Here is a 15,153-nt window from a genome sequence, read left to right as displayed (position 1 = left end):
AGGGGTGTCTCGTGTGGGGAGGAGGGGTGACGTGGACGAGACTGGGCCCATGGCGAATGGGGACGAGCAGGGCACCGGCCCGGCGGTCGACGACGTCCCCGGACGATCGGCCCGACCCGTCACCAGGCGCCGGGGGCCGGGCTCGCTCATCGTCCGCGACCCCGATGCCGGCGTCATCGGCGGCGTCTGCCAGGGCATCGCAGACCGCACCGGCATCGATCCCCTGCTGCTGCGCCTCGTCGCCGCGCTGGCCGGACTCAGCGCCGGCCTCGGCGTCGCCCTCTACCTCACCCTGTGGGTCACCACACCCACCCGTCAGGACGACCGCAGCCCCGTCGAGCGGGTCCTGCCCTGCCTGCGCCGCACCGGCTGGTTCGGCTTCGCGGTCCTGCTGCTGGCGGTCGGCGCAGCCACGGTCCTGGCCGTGCACGACCTCGTCCCCCTCACGTGGTGGCCGATCGCCCTCATCGCGCTCCTCGTCATCATCATGTGGGCGGTCGGGCCGCTGCGCGCCGCCCGGGCCCGACGGCGCCGCGCCGACGCGGCCGCCCCCGACGCGCGACGCTCCGGGCCGGTCACCGCCATCGCGGCGGTCACGCTGCCCCTGGCGGCCGGGGCCGGCGCGGCAGTGTTCCTCCTCGTCGACGCCCGGCCCCTCGCCCGGCTGGTCTGCGGCGTCGCCGCCGCCCTCGGCACGATCGGCGCCGGCCTGGTGCTCTCGAGCCCCTGGGGCCTTTCGCGCCCGCTGCGCGACGTCGGCGCCTGCCTCGGCGTCCTCATCCTCGTGCTCGACGCGCCCTTCATGACCACCCTCGGTCAGCAGGCGCACCCCGGGGACCGCCTCGGCCCGGACGAGTACGCCGCCGGCCCGCTCGACATCGAGAGCCGCAGCGTCCTCCTCGACCTGAGCTCCCTGCCCGCCCAGCGCGACGAGCTGACGATCCAGGCGCACGACGCGATCGTGCGCATCATCGTCCCGGCCGACCGCACGGTGACGATCGAGTACAGCTGCTTCTTCTCGGAGCTCGCCCTGCCCTCGGCGGGCGGCTGCGCGAGCGTCGGCTCGGGCACGTGGACGAGCACCGTCGGGCCCGGCGCGCCGGTCCCCGACGACGGGACCGACGGGACCGACGGGGCGCAGGCCCGCCCGGCCCCCGGAGCCCTGCGCGTCGAGGTGCGACTCGTGCGCTCGCAGATGGAGGTCGTCCGATGAGCCCCGAGAGCCGGCGCCCGGACGGGCGCTCCCAGCGGTCCGCCTCCCTCGTGTGGGGGCTTCTGTTCCTCATCATCGCCACGGTGGCGGTGCTCACCTCGAACCACCTGGTCGGCCATGCCGCCGTGCGACTCGGAGTACCGCTGGCCCTCATCGTCACCGGGCTCCTGGGGCTGGCCGCGGGTAACATGAGGACACACGGCGGAATCGGGGGCGCGGGGCCGTCCGGCGCCCCGACGCCCACGACGACGCGACACAACGCGACGGGACAAGGAGAACCCTGATGGCCTCGAAGAAGCTCACGCGAAGCCGTGACCACCGGATGCTCAGCGGCGTGGCCGGAGGCATCGCCGACTACTTCGGCATCGACTCGAACCTCGTCCGCCTCGTCTTCTGCGTCCTCGCCCTCGTGACGAGCGGCGGCGGGGTCATCGCCTATCTCATCGGCTGGCTGCTGCTGCCCGACGAGTACGACGACGTGCGCGGCTTCGACCAGGTCAAGAAGAAGCTCGACGAGTTCGGTGGCAAGAAGTCCGACGGCTACGACGGCGGCTCCTGGTGACCGGCCGGGCGCCGGGGCGACGACGCTCGCCCGCGCGTCTCGTCCTGCCCGGCCGGATCCGCGACTGAGGATCCGGCGCAGTCCGCCCCGCGGGGGAGACCGGGGGATCGGCCCCGCCGGCCGGTCCATCATCCCCCGAGCCGCGAGATCGTGACGTCCTGACCGCTCAGGGCGACCCTCATGCCGTCCTGGACGATTTCCAGCCCCGAGTAGCCGAGGCCCTCGGGCGGCTCCGGCAGGCGGAGCCGGTCCTGGACCTCGGCCAGGACCGGCTGGGCGAGCGCATCGGGCAGGTCGGAGTCGGCGACCCGGACCCCGGCGCCGGTCAACGTGACGGTCCCGTCGGCGGCCACGGCCGGCGACGCCGAGGTGATCGTCACCGGGAGCTGCGCCCCGACGGCAGACACCGTGGTGGTGGCCTCGACCGTCCCGTCGCCGGAGCGGCTCACCGTCAGGCCCGTGGCCGAGGCGATCGCGTCCCAGCCCATGACGGCCGAGGCCCTGAGACTCCCGGCCGTCAGCGCGTCGGGCTCGCGCACATGGGTGAGATCGGTGAGCTCGGCGCGGGCCGAGCGCAGCGTGACGTCCTGGCCCCGAACGGTCAGCCCGAACTCGTCGACGTCGACGCTGAGGTCGTCGAGCGTGCCGGAGGTGAGCACCGGCAGCAGGATCCGCTGGGAGCTCGCGACGTGGACCCGGGAGGGGTCCTCGCCGAGCCGAGCGGCGACGCGCGACTGCACGGAGCGCATCGCCACATGGTAGGACACCCCGACCGCCGCGCCGGCGAGCAGCAGGACGAGGACCAGGAGGCCGCACAGGACCTTCAGACCGCGGGGCACGGCAGGCTCACAGACCGAGGATCTCGTCCATGCCGACGGTGAGACCGGGCCGGTCGACGACCGCGCGCACCCCGGCCAGGACACCGGGCATGAAGGAGACGCGGTCGTAGGAGTCGTCGCGGAGCGTGAGGGTCTCCCCCGCCGTGCCGAGCAGCACCTCCTGGTGGGCGACCAGGCCCTGCAGCCGGACGGAGTGGATCGGCACCTCGTCGACGCGCGCGCCGCGGGCGCCGCCGAGGGCCGTCCGCGTGGCGTCGGGCATCGGGGCGCAGCCGGCGGCGCGGCGGGCCGCCGCGATGCGCCGGGCGGTGCTGGCGGCGGTGCCGGAGGGGGCGTCGAGTTTGCGGGGATGGTGCAGCTCGACGATCTCGGCGGAGTCGAAGAAGGGGGCGGCCTTCTCGGCGAAGGCCATCATGAGGACGGCGCCGATGGAGAAGTTCGAGGCGATGAGGACGCCGACCCGCGGGGCGTCGCCGAGCCAGGAGCGCACCCGGTCGAGCCGCTCGTCGTCGAAGCCGGTGGTGCCGACGACGGCGTTGACGCCGTGGTCGATGCACCACTCGATGTCGTCCATGACGGCATCGGGCCGGGTGAAGTCGACCATGACGCGGGCCGCCCCGGCGGGGGCGCGGTCATCGCCGGCATCGATGCGGGCCACCAGCTCCATGTCGGGAGCCCCCTCGACCGCCTCGCACACGGTGGAGCCCATGCGGCCCTTCGCGCCGAACACACCGACCTCGATCATCGCTACCTCGCAGTTCCCTCGCCCGACGGATCGCTGACCAGCTTACCCGCGCCACGGGACCGACGGCCCCCGCGGCGCAGCCGCCGTGGGACCGGACGGAGGGCCGGCCCCGCTCGAGCGGGACCGGCCCTCCGTCGGTCGAGCGATCCTGATCAGTCCTCGTCCTCGTCATCCTCGAGGACCGGGCTCAGCGAGAGCTTGCCCCGGTCGTCGACATCGGTGATCTCGACCTGCAGCTTCTGGCCGACCGAGAGCACGTCGTCGACCTCCTCGACGCGCTTGCCGCCGTTGAGGGCGCGCAGCCTCGAGATGTGGAGCAGGCCGTCCTTGCCCGGCAGCAGCGAGACGAAGGCTCCGAAGCTCGTGAGCTTCACGACGGTGCCCAGATAGCGCTCGCCCTCCTCCGGCATGGTCGGATTGGCAATGGCATTGATCATCGTACGCGCAGACTCGGCGGACTCGCCGTTGTCGGCGCCGATGTAGATCGTGCCGTCCTCCTCGATGGAGATGCTGGCGCCGGTGTCGTCCTGGATCTGGTTGATGACCTTGCCCTTGGGCCCGATGACCTCGCCGATCTTGTCGGTGGGGATGTGCACGGTGATGATGCGCGGGGCGAACTCGCTCATCTCGTCGGGCTCGTCGATCGCGTCGTGGATGACGCCGAGGATCGTCGTGCGGGCCTCGCGGGCCTGCAGCAGGGCCTGGGCGAGCACGTCGGCGGGGATGCCGTCGAGCTTCGTGTCGAGCTGCAGGGCGGTGACGAACTCGCTGGTGCCGGCCACCTTGAAGTCCATGTCGCCGAGGGCGTCCTCGGCGCCGAGGATGTCGGTGAGGGCCAGGTAGGTGGTCTCACCGCTCTTCTCGTCCGTCTCGCTCATGAGACCCATGGCGATGCCGGCCACGGGCGCCCTCAACGGCACGCCGGCGTTGAGCAGGGAGAGCGTCGAGGCGCAGACCGAGCCCATCGAGGTGGAGCCGTTGGAGCCGATGGCCTCGGAGACCTGACGGATGGCGTAGGGGAACTCGTCGCGGGTGGGCAGCACCGGGACGATGGCGCGCTCGGCCAAGTGGCCGTGGCCGACCTCGCGGCGCTTCGGCGAACCGATGCGGCCGGTCTCGCCGGTGGAGTACGGCGGCATCTCGTACTGGTGCATGTAGCGCTTGGTCCTGGCCGAGCTGAGGGTGTCGAGCTTCTGCTCCATGTCGAGCATGTTGAGCGTCGTGATGCCCAGCACCTGGGTCTCACCGCGCTGGAACAGGCCGGAGCCGTGGACGCGCGGGATGACGCCGACCTCGCTGGACAGCGTGCGGATGTCCTTGGGGCCGCGGCCGTCGATGCGGACGCCCTCGGACAGGACGCGCCCGCGGACGATCTGCTTCGTCATGGCCTTGAAGGCGCCCGAGATCTCGCCCTCTCGGCCGGCGAAGACCTCCTCGGCGCCCATGACGTCCTTGATCTCGTGCTTGAGATCGGACTCGGCCTCCTGGCGCTCCAGCTTGGCGGCGATCTGCTCGATCGCGTCGAGCCGGTCGCGGCCGAGCTCGTTCACGCGCGTCCAGACGTCGTCCTCGTAGTCCTTGAAGACCGGGAAGTCGTAGGTCTCCTTGTTGACCTGGGCGGCCAACTCGGCCTGGGCGTCGCACAGGACCTTGATGAACGGCTTGGCGGCCTCGAGACCGGCGCCGACGACCTCCTCGGTCGGGGCGGTGCGGCCCGCCTTCACGAGATCCCAGGTGGCCTCGGTCGAACCGGCCTCGACCATCATGATCGCGACGTCGCCGCCGGCCAGGACACGGCCGGCGACGACCATCGAGAAGGTGGCCTCCTTCTCCTGGTCGACGGTGGGGAAGCACACCCACTGGTCGCCGATGAGGCTGATGCGCACGCCGCCGATCGGGCCGCTGAAGGGCAGGCCGGAGATCTGGGTGGACATCGACGCGGCGTTGATGGCCACGACGTCGTACTCGACCTGCGGGTTGAGGGCGAGGACGGTGATGACGACCTGGACCTCGTTGCGCAGTCCCTTCTTGAACGCGGGGCGCAGCGGACGGTCGATGAGGCGGCAGGCCAGGATGGCGCCCTCGGACGGGCGGCCCTCGCGACGGAAGAACGAGCCGGGGATGCGGCCCACGGCGTACATCTTCTCGTCGACGTCGACGGTCAGCGGGAAGAAGTCGATGGACTCGCGCGGGGTCTTCTGGGCGGTGGTGGCGCTCAGCAGCATGGTGTCGCCGTCGAGGTAGACGGCCGCCGAGCCGTCCGCCTGCTTGGCGAGTTTGCCCGTCTCGAAACGGACTACGTGCCTGCCGAACGAGCCGTTGTCGATGACGGCCTCGGCGAACTTGACGTCAGGTCCCTCCATGGGATTCCTTTCACTGGGGAATCGCCACTGGCATGGACGCCCGTCAGAACCGGTCTTCGATCGAGGACGCCGGGACGGGCCCGGGATCCACCACCGAGGACCGAGGGCTGATCGTGGCGGCCATGACGGCGGCGTCATAGGGGTGCGCGTCGGGCGCACCGGGTCAAGGCTAGCCGACGCACCCGGATTCCACCTATTCGGGCACCGCTCCGCGCGCCGCGGGGCCCGTTCCGACCCGGACGGACGCGGGCCCGGACGGACGGAACCGCCCGGGGACGATCCCCGGGCGGTTCCCGTGGCTGCGACGCGCCGGACCTCAGCGGCGGATGCCGAGGCGCTTGACGAGCGCGCGGTAGTGGTTGATGTCCTCCTTGGCCACGTAGTTGAGCAGGCGGCGGCGCTGGCCGACCATGAGCATGAGCCCGCGGCGGCTGTGGTGGTCGCCCTTGTGCTCCTTGAGGTGCTCGGTCAGGTGCGAGATGCGCCTGGTCAGCAGGGCGATCTGGACATCGGGGGAACCGGTGTCGCCCGGGTGCGTCGCGTACTCTTCGATGATCCTCTTCTTCTCGGCGGCATCCATGATGGCCTCCCCTTCCCGTTCCCGCTGCGCGGCGCCGCCCCACCCTGTCCGTGGGCGGCTCTTGGTGCTCCGCGGCCGATCGACGGCAACTCGCGAAGCCTAGCAGGCCCCGGCCCGGACGACCGAATCGGCGACCGCCGTCACAGGGGCAGCGACCGGTTCGCCGGGTCGGCGAGCAGCCGCCGCGTCTCGGCGACGTCGCGGCGCATCTGGACGACGAGCCCCTCGGCCCCGGCGAAGCGCAGCTGCCCGCGCAGCGACCTCACGAATTCGACGCGCACCTTCGCGCCGTACAGCTCCAGGTCGGTGCGGTCGAGCACGTAGGACTCGACGCGGCGCTCGATGCCGTCGAAGGTCGGGTTCGTGCCGACGCTCACAGCGGCGGGCATGGCCTCGGCGCCGGGCTCGTCGAGGCGACGCAGCCAGCCGGCGTAGACGCCGTCGCCGGGCGTCGCGAGCTCGGCGGGGATCGGCAGATTGGCCGTCGGGAAGCCGAGCATGCGGCCGCGCTGGTCGCCGACGACCACGACGCCCGACAGGGAGAACCAGCGGCCGAGGTGCTCGGCGGCGCCGGTGACCTCGCCTGCGGCCAGGGCCTTGCGGATGCGGCTCGAGGAGGTGTCGACGCCCCCGACCCCGACCAGGTCGAGGGCGGTGGTCTCGAAACGGCCGGCGCCGAGCTCGGCGAGGGTCCGGGCGGTCCCGGCGGCGCCCCTGCCGAAGGTGAAGTTCGTGCCGACGATGACGAGCCGGGGGTCGAGCGGGTCGATGATGCGCTCGACGAAACGGGCGGGGGGCCAGGCGGCGACCTCCCCGTTGAACTGGACGACCCGCACCTGCGAGGCGCCGCAGCGCTTCAGCAGCTCGATGCGGTCGTCGAGACTGGTGAGCAGGCGTGGCACCCGGTCCGGCGCGAAGACGGTCATCGGGTGGGGCCACAGGGTCACCGCGACGACCGGCAGCGGGACGCCGTCGACGCCGAGGGCGGCGGCCCGGGCGCGCGCGCGGTCCAGCAGCGCCCGATGACCGCGGTGAACGCCGTCGAAGTTGCCGATGACGACAACCGATCCAGCCATGACCCACCTCTCCGGTCCGCGCGGGGCGGTGCGCGCCGCGCCGGGCCGAGTGTAGTACGGGCCGCCGGCGCGGGCCGGGCGCCGACCCCGGGCCCGGGCGTCACCCGCCGGACGCGCAGCGAGGGGCCCCGGTGACGGGGCCCCTCGCACGGTCGGCGATCAGCGGGTCACTCGACGACGTCCTCGTCGACCCAATTGAGGGTGCGCTGGACGGCCTTCTTCCAGTTGCGGTAGAGGCGGTCCCGCTCGGCGGGAACGGCCGCCGGCTCCCAGCGGGTGTCCTCGGCCCAGTTGTCGATGACGTCCTGCTCGCCGCTCCAGAAGCCCACCGCGATACCGGCCGCGTAGGCGGCACCGAGGGCGGTGGTCTCGGCAACGACCGGGCGGATGACCGGCACGTCGAGCTGGTCGGCCTGGAACTGCATGAGCAGCTGGTTCGCGGTCATGCCGCCGTCGACCTTGAGCTCGGTCAGCGGCACGCCGGAGTCGGCGTTCATGGCGTCCAGGACCTCCCGGGTCTGGTAGGCGGTCGACTCGAGCACAGCGCGGGCGATGTGGCCCCGGTTGACGTAGCGGGTCAGGCCGACGAGGGCCCCGCGGGCGTCCGGGCGCCAGTACGGCGCGAAGAGACCCGAGAAGGCCGGCACGAAGTAGGCGCCGCCGTTGTCGTCCACCGAGGCGGCCAGGGCCTCGGACTCGGGGGCGCTCGCGACCATCTTCAGGCTGTCGCGCAGCCACTGCACGAGCGAGCCCGCCACGGCGATCGAGCCCTCGAGGGCGTACACCGCGGGCCGGTCGCCGAGCTTGTAGCAGACGGTGGTGAGCAGGCCGTTCTTGCTGAAGACGGGCTCGGTGCCCGTGTTCTGGAGCATGAAGCAGCCCGTGCCGTAGGTGTTCTTCGCCATGCCGGGCTCGAAGCAGGCCTGGCCGAAGGTGGCCGCCTGCTGGTCACCGAGGATGCCGGCGATCGGGGTGTCGATGAGCAGGCCGTTCTTGCGGCCGAGGCCGTAGACCTCGGAGCTGGACCTGATCTGCGGCAGCATCGAGGCCGGGATGCCGAGGGCCTCGATCATGCGCTCGTCCCACTGGAGGGTCTCGATGTTCATGAGCATCGTCCGCGAGGCGTTCGTCACGTCGGTGACGTGGACGCCGCCGTCGAGACCGCCGGTGAGGTTCCACAGCACCCAGGTGTCCATGGTGCCCATGAGGAGCCCGCCCTCCTCGGCCCGCTGCCGGGCGCCCTCGACGTTCTCGAGGATCCAGCGCACCTTGGGCCCCGCGAAGTAGGTGTTGAGGGGCAGGCCGCAGATGCTCTTGAAACGGTCGGGGCCCTCGTCCCCGGCCAGCTCCTCGCAGATCCGCTGGGTGCGGGTGTCCTGCCAGACGATGGCGTTGTAGACGGGCTCGCCGGTCTCGCGGTCCCACACGACGGTGGTCTCGCGCTGGTTCGTGATGCCCACCGCGGCGAGCTGGTGCCGGTTGATCTCGGCGTTCGACAGGGCCTGGCCGACGACGGCCCGGACGGCCTCCCAGATCTCGACCGGGTTGTGCTCGACCCAGCCGGCCCGTGGAAAGATCTGCTCGAACTCCTGCTGACCGGTGGCGACGATGCGGCCGGCATGGTTGAAGATGATGGCCCGTGCGGAGGTGGTGCCCTCGTCGATGGCCAGGATGTACTGCTCTTCTTCTGCCATGTGAGTGTTCCTTTCAGCTGTGGTGCGCTCGCCTTCGAACGCACTCTGAGCGGCCCGCGACGGCCGGGGACGGGAGCCCGCGGTCCGGGCGCGTGACCCTCGCCGCGGGCGCCCGGGGGATCACCAGAAGATCTGGTAGGTGAGGCCGGCGAGGACGCCGCCGAGCAGCGGGCCGACGACCGGGACCCAGGAGTAGGCCCAGTCGGAGTCGCCCTTGCCCTTGATGGGCAGGACGGCGTGGGCCAGGCGCGGCATGAGGTCACGAGCCGGGTTCAGGGCGTACCCGGTGGGCCCGCCGAGGCTGTTGCCGATGCCGACGATGACGAGCATGACGCCCAGGGGGCCGATGAGGGAGCCGGCGAGCTGCTCGACCCCGTCGGCGGTCGTGACGGTGGCGATGTTGGTGTAGCCGGACAGGATGACCCAGATCACCAGGACGTAGGTCGCGACGGTCTCGACGAGGCAGTTCCAGCCGTAGGCGCGGATCTGCGGGGCGGTGCAGAAGGAGCCCCGCTTGAGGGCCGGCTCGCAGTCCTCGTCGTACTGCTTCTTGTAGACGAGCCAGGCGAAGACGGCGCCGACGAAGCCGCCGCACAGCTGGGCGATGATGTAGATCGCGATGTTGCTCGCGGTGGCCGGGATGCCGGTGGCGAGGTCCTTGCCGGAGGCCGCCAGGCCGACGGTGACGGCGGGGTTGAGGTGGCCACCGGTCCGGTAGGCGCCGTAGACGCCCACCATGACCGCGATGCCCCATCCCCAGTTGATGAACTGCGGGCCTCCGCCGTGGCCGCCGGTCTTCGGGAGATTGTGGTTCGCGACGACGCCCACGCCGAGCAGCATGAGCAGTGCGGTGCCGAGGAACTCGGAGCCGAAGATGGCCGCCGAGGAGACAAGAGGAATCATGTGGCACTTCCTTGTGTCTTGTGGACGAGTACCCGCCGGCGCCGTGCCGACGGGCCGCCGGACCGCTCGCCACGCGCGAGCCCGAATTCCCACGAGCCCGTGCGCAGAGGATGCGACCCGACCCAACCCCCTAGGGGGAAGCCGCAGAACAAGTTTTCACCTCTCGGCGCCGAATGCCAGTTCGAGAGGGGTTCTCGCAGGAAAAATGCAAGATGTGCACCGGATTATGCCGGGCGGCGCACTTCCTCCCAGGCGCCCGCCGCCCGCGCGGAGCGCCGGCGCCGAGGACGGGACGAGGCGAGCCTCCACTCACCGCGCTGCGCTCCGCCGGATCCGCCCCCCGCCGCCGCAAGCGACGACGCCGATCGGGGGTTGGACGCCCGCCGCGACGGCCGACACGCGAACCGTCACCGGTCCCCGGGCGGTTCCGGCCGTGAGAAGCGACTATCGTGGGCCTGAGCCGGTGGGACGGGCCGATCCGGACCGTGTCCGCCGAGCGGAGCGCCCCGGCGCCCGGCGGGAGCCGGCGGCGGGCCATGATCCCGAGCTGTTCGGAGGAGAACGAACGATGACCGATCCGACCCGCGACGAGGTCGCCGGGATCCTCGAGCGCTGGGGCCACTCGCGCGAGCACATCCTGTCGATCCTCCAGGACGTCCAGCACGCCTGCCCCGAGCACTACGTCGGCCGGGAGGCCGCCGCGCAGGTGGCGGCCGACCTGGGGATGACGACCACCGGGATCTACGAGATCGTCACCTTCTACCACATGCTCCACCCCGAGCCCCACGGGCGGCACCACGTGGAGATCTGCGAGAGCACCCCCTGCTTCTTCCAGGGCGGACGGGCCCTCCAGGACGTCGCCGCCGAGCGGCTGGGCGTCGCCGTGGACGAGGTGAGCCCGGACGGCGCCGTCTGCCTCGAGACCGTCCCGTGCTTCGGCCGCTGCGCCAGCGCGCCGAACGTCAAGATCGACGGCAGGGTGCACCACCGGGTCTCCCCCGCCGCGCTCCGCGGGCTCGTCGACCGCCTCGTCGCCGACGGGGCCGCCGAGCGGGGCCGCGCCGACGAACAGGAGCGGGTGGGCCGCCATGTATGACCGCCTGCTCGAGCACGTCGGCGACGACGAGGACCAGAAGCAGCTGTCCGTCTACCTCGGCCAGGGCGGCTACGAGGGGCTGCGCAGGGCCGTGACGATGGCCCCGGACGCGGTCATCGAGGAGATCTCCACCGCCTACGTGCGCGGCCGCGGCGGCGCCGCCTACCCCACCGGCCGCAAGTGGGGTCAGCTGGCCCGCATCGACGGCTCGCCCAAGTACATCGTCTGCAACGCCGACGAGGGCGAGCCGGGCACCTTCAAGGACCAGATCCTCCTCGAGAAGAACCCCTACTCGGTCATCGAGGGGATGACGATCGCGGGTCGCGTCTTCGGCTCGCCCAAGGGCATCATCTACGTGCGCGGCGAGTACCCCGAGGAGTTCGGCATCCTGCGCGCCTGCCTCGAGCAGGCCCGCGAGGCCGGCCTGCTCGGGCGCGGCGTCCTGGGCATCGAGGGCTTCGACTACGACATCGACACCGTCGCGGGGGGAGGCGCCTACGTCTGCGGCGAGAACTCGGCCATGCTCAACTCGATCGAGGGCAAGCCGGGCCGCCCGCGCATCAAGCCCCCGCACCTGGCCGAAGTCGGCCTCCACGGCAAGCCGACCCTCGTCAACAACGTCGAGAGCTACGCCGACGTCACGCTCGTCCTGGCCAACGGCGGCGAGCACTACAGGGACCAGGGCTCGGAGCACGGCGGCGGCATGAAGCTCATCTCCCTCTGCGGCCACGTCGCCCACCCGGGCGTCTACGAGGTGCCCTTCGGGCGGTACACGCTGCGCGAGCTCATCTGGGCCCCCGAGTTCGGCGGCGGCGTCGTCGGGGGCGGCTTCGGCTTCGTCCACTGCGGCGGGCACTCGGGGCCGATCGGCTTCGAGGGCTGCCTGGACGCCCCCTACGACTACGACGACGAGTGGTCCGGCGGCAAGGCGATCGGCTCGGGCGCGATCGTCGTGATGAACGAGACGGTCGACGTCGTCGACTACCTGCGCCAGGTGATGGTCTTCTTCCGCAAGGAGTCGTGCGGCAAGTGCACGCCCTGCCGCCTCGGCACGACCCGCGTCTGGGAGGTCCTCGAGCGGCTGGTCGCCGGCCGGGGCGAGCCCGACGACCTCGAGCGGCTGCGCACCACCACCGAGCAGGTCCACAAGCTGTCGGCCTGCGGCCTCGGGGAGTCCATCGACGTCCCCGTCCTCAGCGCCCTCGACGGCGCACCCGCCGCCTTCGAGGCGGCCCTCGCGAAGGAGCCCAGCCATGTCTGACACCCCGGCACCGAATCCGGTCCGCCCCGACGGCGGGCGGTCCGCCCCGGCCGGCGCCGCCGCGACCCCGACCGTCCGCATGACGATCGACGGCGGCGAGTACGACGTGCCCGAGGACCGCACCGTCCTGGAGGCCTGCCGGGAGCTGGGGATCGAGATCCCCACGCTGTGCGAGATGAGGGAGCTCGCCCCCGACGGCTCCTGTCGCATGTGCACGGTGCGGGTCACCCACCGGGGCCGCACGGGGCTGAAGGTCTCGTGCGCCGAGCCGGTGGCCGAGGGCATGGAGGTCGTCACGACGGACGACGAGATCGTCGAATCCCGCCGCTTCCTCCTCGACCTCCTCTGCTCCAACCACGAGTTCGACTGCTTCCGGTGCGCCGCCAACGGCGACTGCCGGCTGCAGGACTACTCGCTGCAGTACGGCATCGACCGCACGGACTTCCCCTCCGGCCGCTTCATCGGGCACCGGGTCGACTCGTCCAACCCCTTCCTCGCCTTCCACGCCGACCGCTGCATCATGTGCCGGAGCTGCGTGCGCGCCTGCGGCGAGCTGCAGGGCCGCAACGTCATCGCCCTCACCCAGCGCGGCTTCGACACCCGGATGTCGACGAGCTGGGAGATGCCCTGGGATCTCACCAACTGCGAGTCCTGCGGCAACTGCGTCTCGGTGTGCCCCGTCGGCGCGCTCGAGGCCAAGGACCACCAGCGCGGCTACCGCGACTGGCAGGTCGAGGACAGGGTCGTCACCACCTGCCCGCACTGCGGCGTCGGTTGCCAGCTCGAGCTCCAGGTCGCCGGCGGGCGGGTCGTGGGCGTCGAACCGGCCTGGGGCCCGGCCAACCGGGGCATCCTGTGCGTCAAGGGCAAGTTCGGCTCCTACAAGTTCGCCGCCTCGACCGACCGCCTCACCGATCCCCTCGTCAAGGAGGACGGGCGCTTCCGCACGGCGAGCTGGGACGAGGCCCTCGACCTCATCGCCGACCGGATGAGGACCATCATCGCCGAGGACGGCCCGGACGCCATCGCCGGCTTCTCGTGCTCGCGTGCGCCCAACGAGGACAACTACATGTTCCAGAAGTTGATGCGCGCCGGCATCGGCACCAACAACGTCGACAACTGCGCGCGCGTCTGCCACTCGGCCTCGGTCACCGGCCTGGCCACGACGCTCGGCTCGGGCGCCATGACGAACACGATCTGCGACGTCACCCACGACGTCGACGCGATCCTGCTCGTCGGCTCCAACACCACCGAGGCGCACCCGGTCATGGGGGCGCAGATCCGCGCCGCGGTGCGGGCCGGCGCCCGGCTCGTCGTCGTCGACCCGCGCCGGACCGACCTCGCCTCGATGGCCGAGCTCCACCTGCCCATCAGGCCCGGCACCGACATCGCCTTCGCCAACGCACTGGTGAACATCATCATCTCCCGGGGCTGGGCCGACGAGCGGTTCATCGCCGAGCGCACCGAGGGCTTCGAGGCCCTGCGCGGGATCGTCGCGGGCTACGAGCCGGAGAAGGTGGCGCGACTGTGCCACATCCCGGTGGCCGACCTGTACCGGACCGCCGAGATCTACGCCCGGGCCGAGCGGGCCCCGATCATCTACTGCCTGGGCGTCACCGAGCACACGAGCGGCACCCAGAACGTCATGGCGCTGTCGAACCTGGCGATGGTCGTCGGCAAGTACGGCCGGCCGGGCTGCGGCATCAACCCGCTGCGCGGCCAGAACAACGTGCAGGGCGCCTGCGACATGGGCTGCGAGCCCCACAATCTGCCCGGCTACCAGCGCTACGACGCGCCGGGGGTCATGGAGAAGTTCGAGCGCGTCTGGGGCCGGGCGCTGCCCCGCGAGACCGGCCTGCGCGCCACCCAGGTGTTCGGCGCCGCGGCCGAGGGCCGCGTCAGGGGCCTGTTCATCTTCGGCGAGGACCCGATCGTCACCGACCCGAACACCGCCCACGTGAGGGCCGGGCTGGAGGCGCTCGACCTGCTCGTCGTCGACGAGCTCTTCATGACGCCGACGGCCGAGCTCGCCGACGTCGTCCTGCCCGGCTCGGCGTACGTCGAGAAGGAGGGCACCTTCTCCAACACCGAGCGCCGCGTCCAGCGCGTGCGCAAGGCCGTCGACGCCCCCGGCGACGCCCGCCTCGACACGTGGATCTTCGCCGAGCTCATGCGGCGCATGGGCTACCCCGAGACGCTCGACACGGCGGCCGACATCATGGACGAGATCGCCCTCGTCGACCCCGACTTCGGCGGCATCTCGCACGCCCGGCTGGACGCCGGCGAGTCGCTGCAGTGGCCCTGCCCCTCGAAGGACCACCCGGGCACGCCGATCCTCCACGTCGGCGCGTTCAAGCGCGGCCGCGGCTACTTCTACCCCACCGAGTACCAGGAGCCGGACGAGGCGCCCGACGAGGACTACCCGATCCTCATGAGCACCGGCCGCATGCTCTACCACTACAACAACGGCGCGATGACCCACCGCACCGAGGGGTTGGAGCGGCTGGCCTCCCAGTCCTACATCCAGCTCAACGAGACCGACGCGCACGCCCTCGGCATCGCCCAGGGCGACCGGGTGCGGGTCAGCTCGCGGCGCGGCGCCATCGAGACGCAGGCCTGGGTCGGCGACCGGGTCGGCGAGGGCGAGGCCTTCATGACCTTCCACTTCGCCGAGGGCAACCCGAACGTGGTGGCGAACGACGCGACCGACCCGCTGTGCTTCATCCCCGAGTTCAAGGTCTGCGCCGTCAGGGTCGCCAAGACCGCCGACGCGCCCGTCCCCGGGCACCTGAGCGGACTCCACGAACCCGCGCTGCTCTGA

Annotated in this window: 13 protein-coding genes; 6 read left to right on the top strand and 7 right to left on the bottom strand. The window is 71.7% G+C overall.

All coding sequences use genetic code 11. The features are described 5' to 3' along the window. Positions 1 to 49 precede the first annotated feature (49 nt). From EGX94_RS10635 to EGX94_RS10625, 3 genes are read left to right on the top strand one after another with little or no spacing between them, the layout of a single operon-like run. Positions 50 to 1,213: a PspC domain-containing protein gene (locus tag EGX94_RS10635; RefSeq protein ID WP_123826277.1), complete on the top strand. Its 1,164-nt coding sequence runs from the start codon at positions 50 to 52 to the stop codon at positions 1,211 to 1,213. After that, positions 1,210 to 1,497: a hypothetical protein gene (locus EGX94_RS10630; RefSeq protein WP_021797023.1), complete on the top strand. Its 288-nt coding sequence runs from the start codon at positions 1,210 to 1,212 to the stop codon at positions 1,495 to 1,497. Before EGX94_RS10635 ends, EGX94_RS10630 begins: the two co-directional genes overlap by 4 nt. Then, complete coding sequence (locus EGX94_RS10625; RefSeq protein ID WP_021797027.1) at positions 1,497 to 1,775, top strand: PspC domain-containing protein; 279 nt, start codon at positions 1,497 to 1,499, stop codon at positions 1,773 to 1,775. Before EGX94_RS10630 ends, EGX94_RS10625 begins: the two co-directional genes overlap by 1 nt. Positions 1,776 to 1,903: 128 nt before the next feature. Here EGX94_RS10625 and EGX94_RS10620 read toward each other — a convergent pair whose 3' ends face one another. From EGX94_RS10620 to EGX94_RS10590, 7 genes are all read right to left on the bottom strand, one after another. Continuing rightward, a complete protein-coding gene (locus tag EGX94_RS10620) occupies positions 1,904 to 2,614 on the bottom strand; it encodes an LmeA family phospholipid-binding protein (protein WP_021797026.1) in 711 nt (236 codons plus the stop codon). Between the two features lie 7 nt (positions 2,615 to 2,621). After that, positions 2,622 to 3,359, bottom strand: coding sequence for a 4-hydroxy-tetrahydrodipicolinate reductase (dapB, locus tag EGX94_RS10615; RefSeq protein WP_123826275.1), 738 nt, complete (start codon positions 3,357 to 3,359; stop codon positions 2,622 to 2,624). Between the two features lie 152 nt (positions 3,360 to 3,511). Then, positions 3,512 to 5,722: a polyribonucleotide nucleotidyltransferase gene (locus EGX94_RS10610; protein ID WP_021796990.1), complete on the bottom strand. Its 2,211-nt coding sequence runs from the start codon at positions 5,720 to 5,722 to the stop codon at positions 3,512 to 3,514. A gap of 316 nt (positions 5,723 to 6,038) precedes the next feature. Next, the gene (gene rpsO / locus EGX94_RS10605; protein ID WP_021796991.1) at positions 6,039 to 6,302 is read right to left on the bottom strand and encodes a 30S ribosomal protein S15; all 264 of its coding nucleotides are present in this window, start codon (positions 6,300 to 6,302) and stop codon (positions 6,039 to 6,041) included. Positions 6,303 to 6,442: 140 nt separating this feature from the next. Further along, positions 6,443 to 7,378, bottom strand: a complete 936-nt coding sequence (locus EGX94_RS10600) for a bifunctional riboflavin kinase/FAD synthetase (RefSeq protein ID WP_021796989.1) — start codon at positions 7,376 to 7,378, stop codon at positions 6,443 to 6,445. 167 nt (positions 7,379 to 7,545) lie between these two features. Beyond that, positions 7,546 to 9,072 (bottom strand): glycerol kinase GlpK, encoded by a 1,527-nt coding sequence (gene glpK / locus EGX94_RS10595; protein ID WP_021797488.1) that lies wholly within the window; start codon positions 9,070 to 9,072, stop codon positions 7,546 to 7,548. 120 nt (positions 9,073 to 9,192) lie between these two features. Next, a complete protein-coding gene (locus EGX94_RS10590; protein WP_021797493.1) occupies positions 9,193 to 9,975 on the bottom strand; it encodes an MIP/aquaporin family protein in 783 nt (260 codons plus the stop codon). A 568-nt stretch (positions 9,976 to 10,543) separates the two neighbouring features. On the opposite strand from EGX94_RS10590, the gene EGX94_RS13490 reads away from it, so the two are divergent. The 3 genes from EGX94_RS13490 to fdhF are packed head-to-tail and all read left to right on the top strand — an operon-like array spanning position 10,544 to position 15,153. Continuing rightward, entirely contained in the window at positions 10,544 to 11,071 is a 528-nt protein-coding gene (locus tag EGX94_RS13490) for an NADH-quinone oxidoreductase subunit NuoE family protein (protein WP_051245426.1), read from the top strand. Further along, complete coding sequence (locus EGX94_RS10580) at positions 11,064 to 12,332, top strand: complex I 51 kDa subunit family protein (protein ID WP_021797492.1); 1,269 nt, start codon at positions 11,064 to 11,066, stop codon at positions 12,330 to 12,332. Before EGX94_RS13490 ends, EGX94_RS10580 begins: the two co-directional genes overlap by 8 nt. Then, positions 12,325 to 15,153, top strand: coding sequence for a formate dehydrogenase subunit alpha (gene fdhF / locus EGX94_RS10575; protein WP_021797491.1), 2,829 nt, complete (start codon positions 12,325 to 12,327; stop codon positions 15,151 to 15,153). Before EGX94_RS10580 ends, fdhF begins: the two co-directional genes overlap by 8 nt.

Source organism: Propionibacterium acidifaciens (assembly GCF_003798325.1).
GTDB classification, from domain to species: domain Bacteria; phylum Actinomycetota; class Actinomycetes; order Propionibacteriales; family Propionibacteriaceae; genus Propionibacterium; species Propionibacterium acidifaciens.
This window is presented reverse-complemented; position numbering and strand designations above follow the sequence as displayed.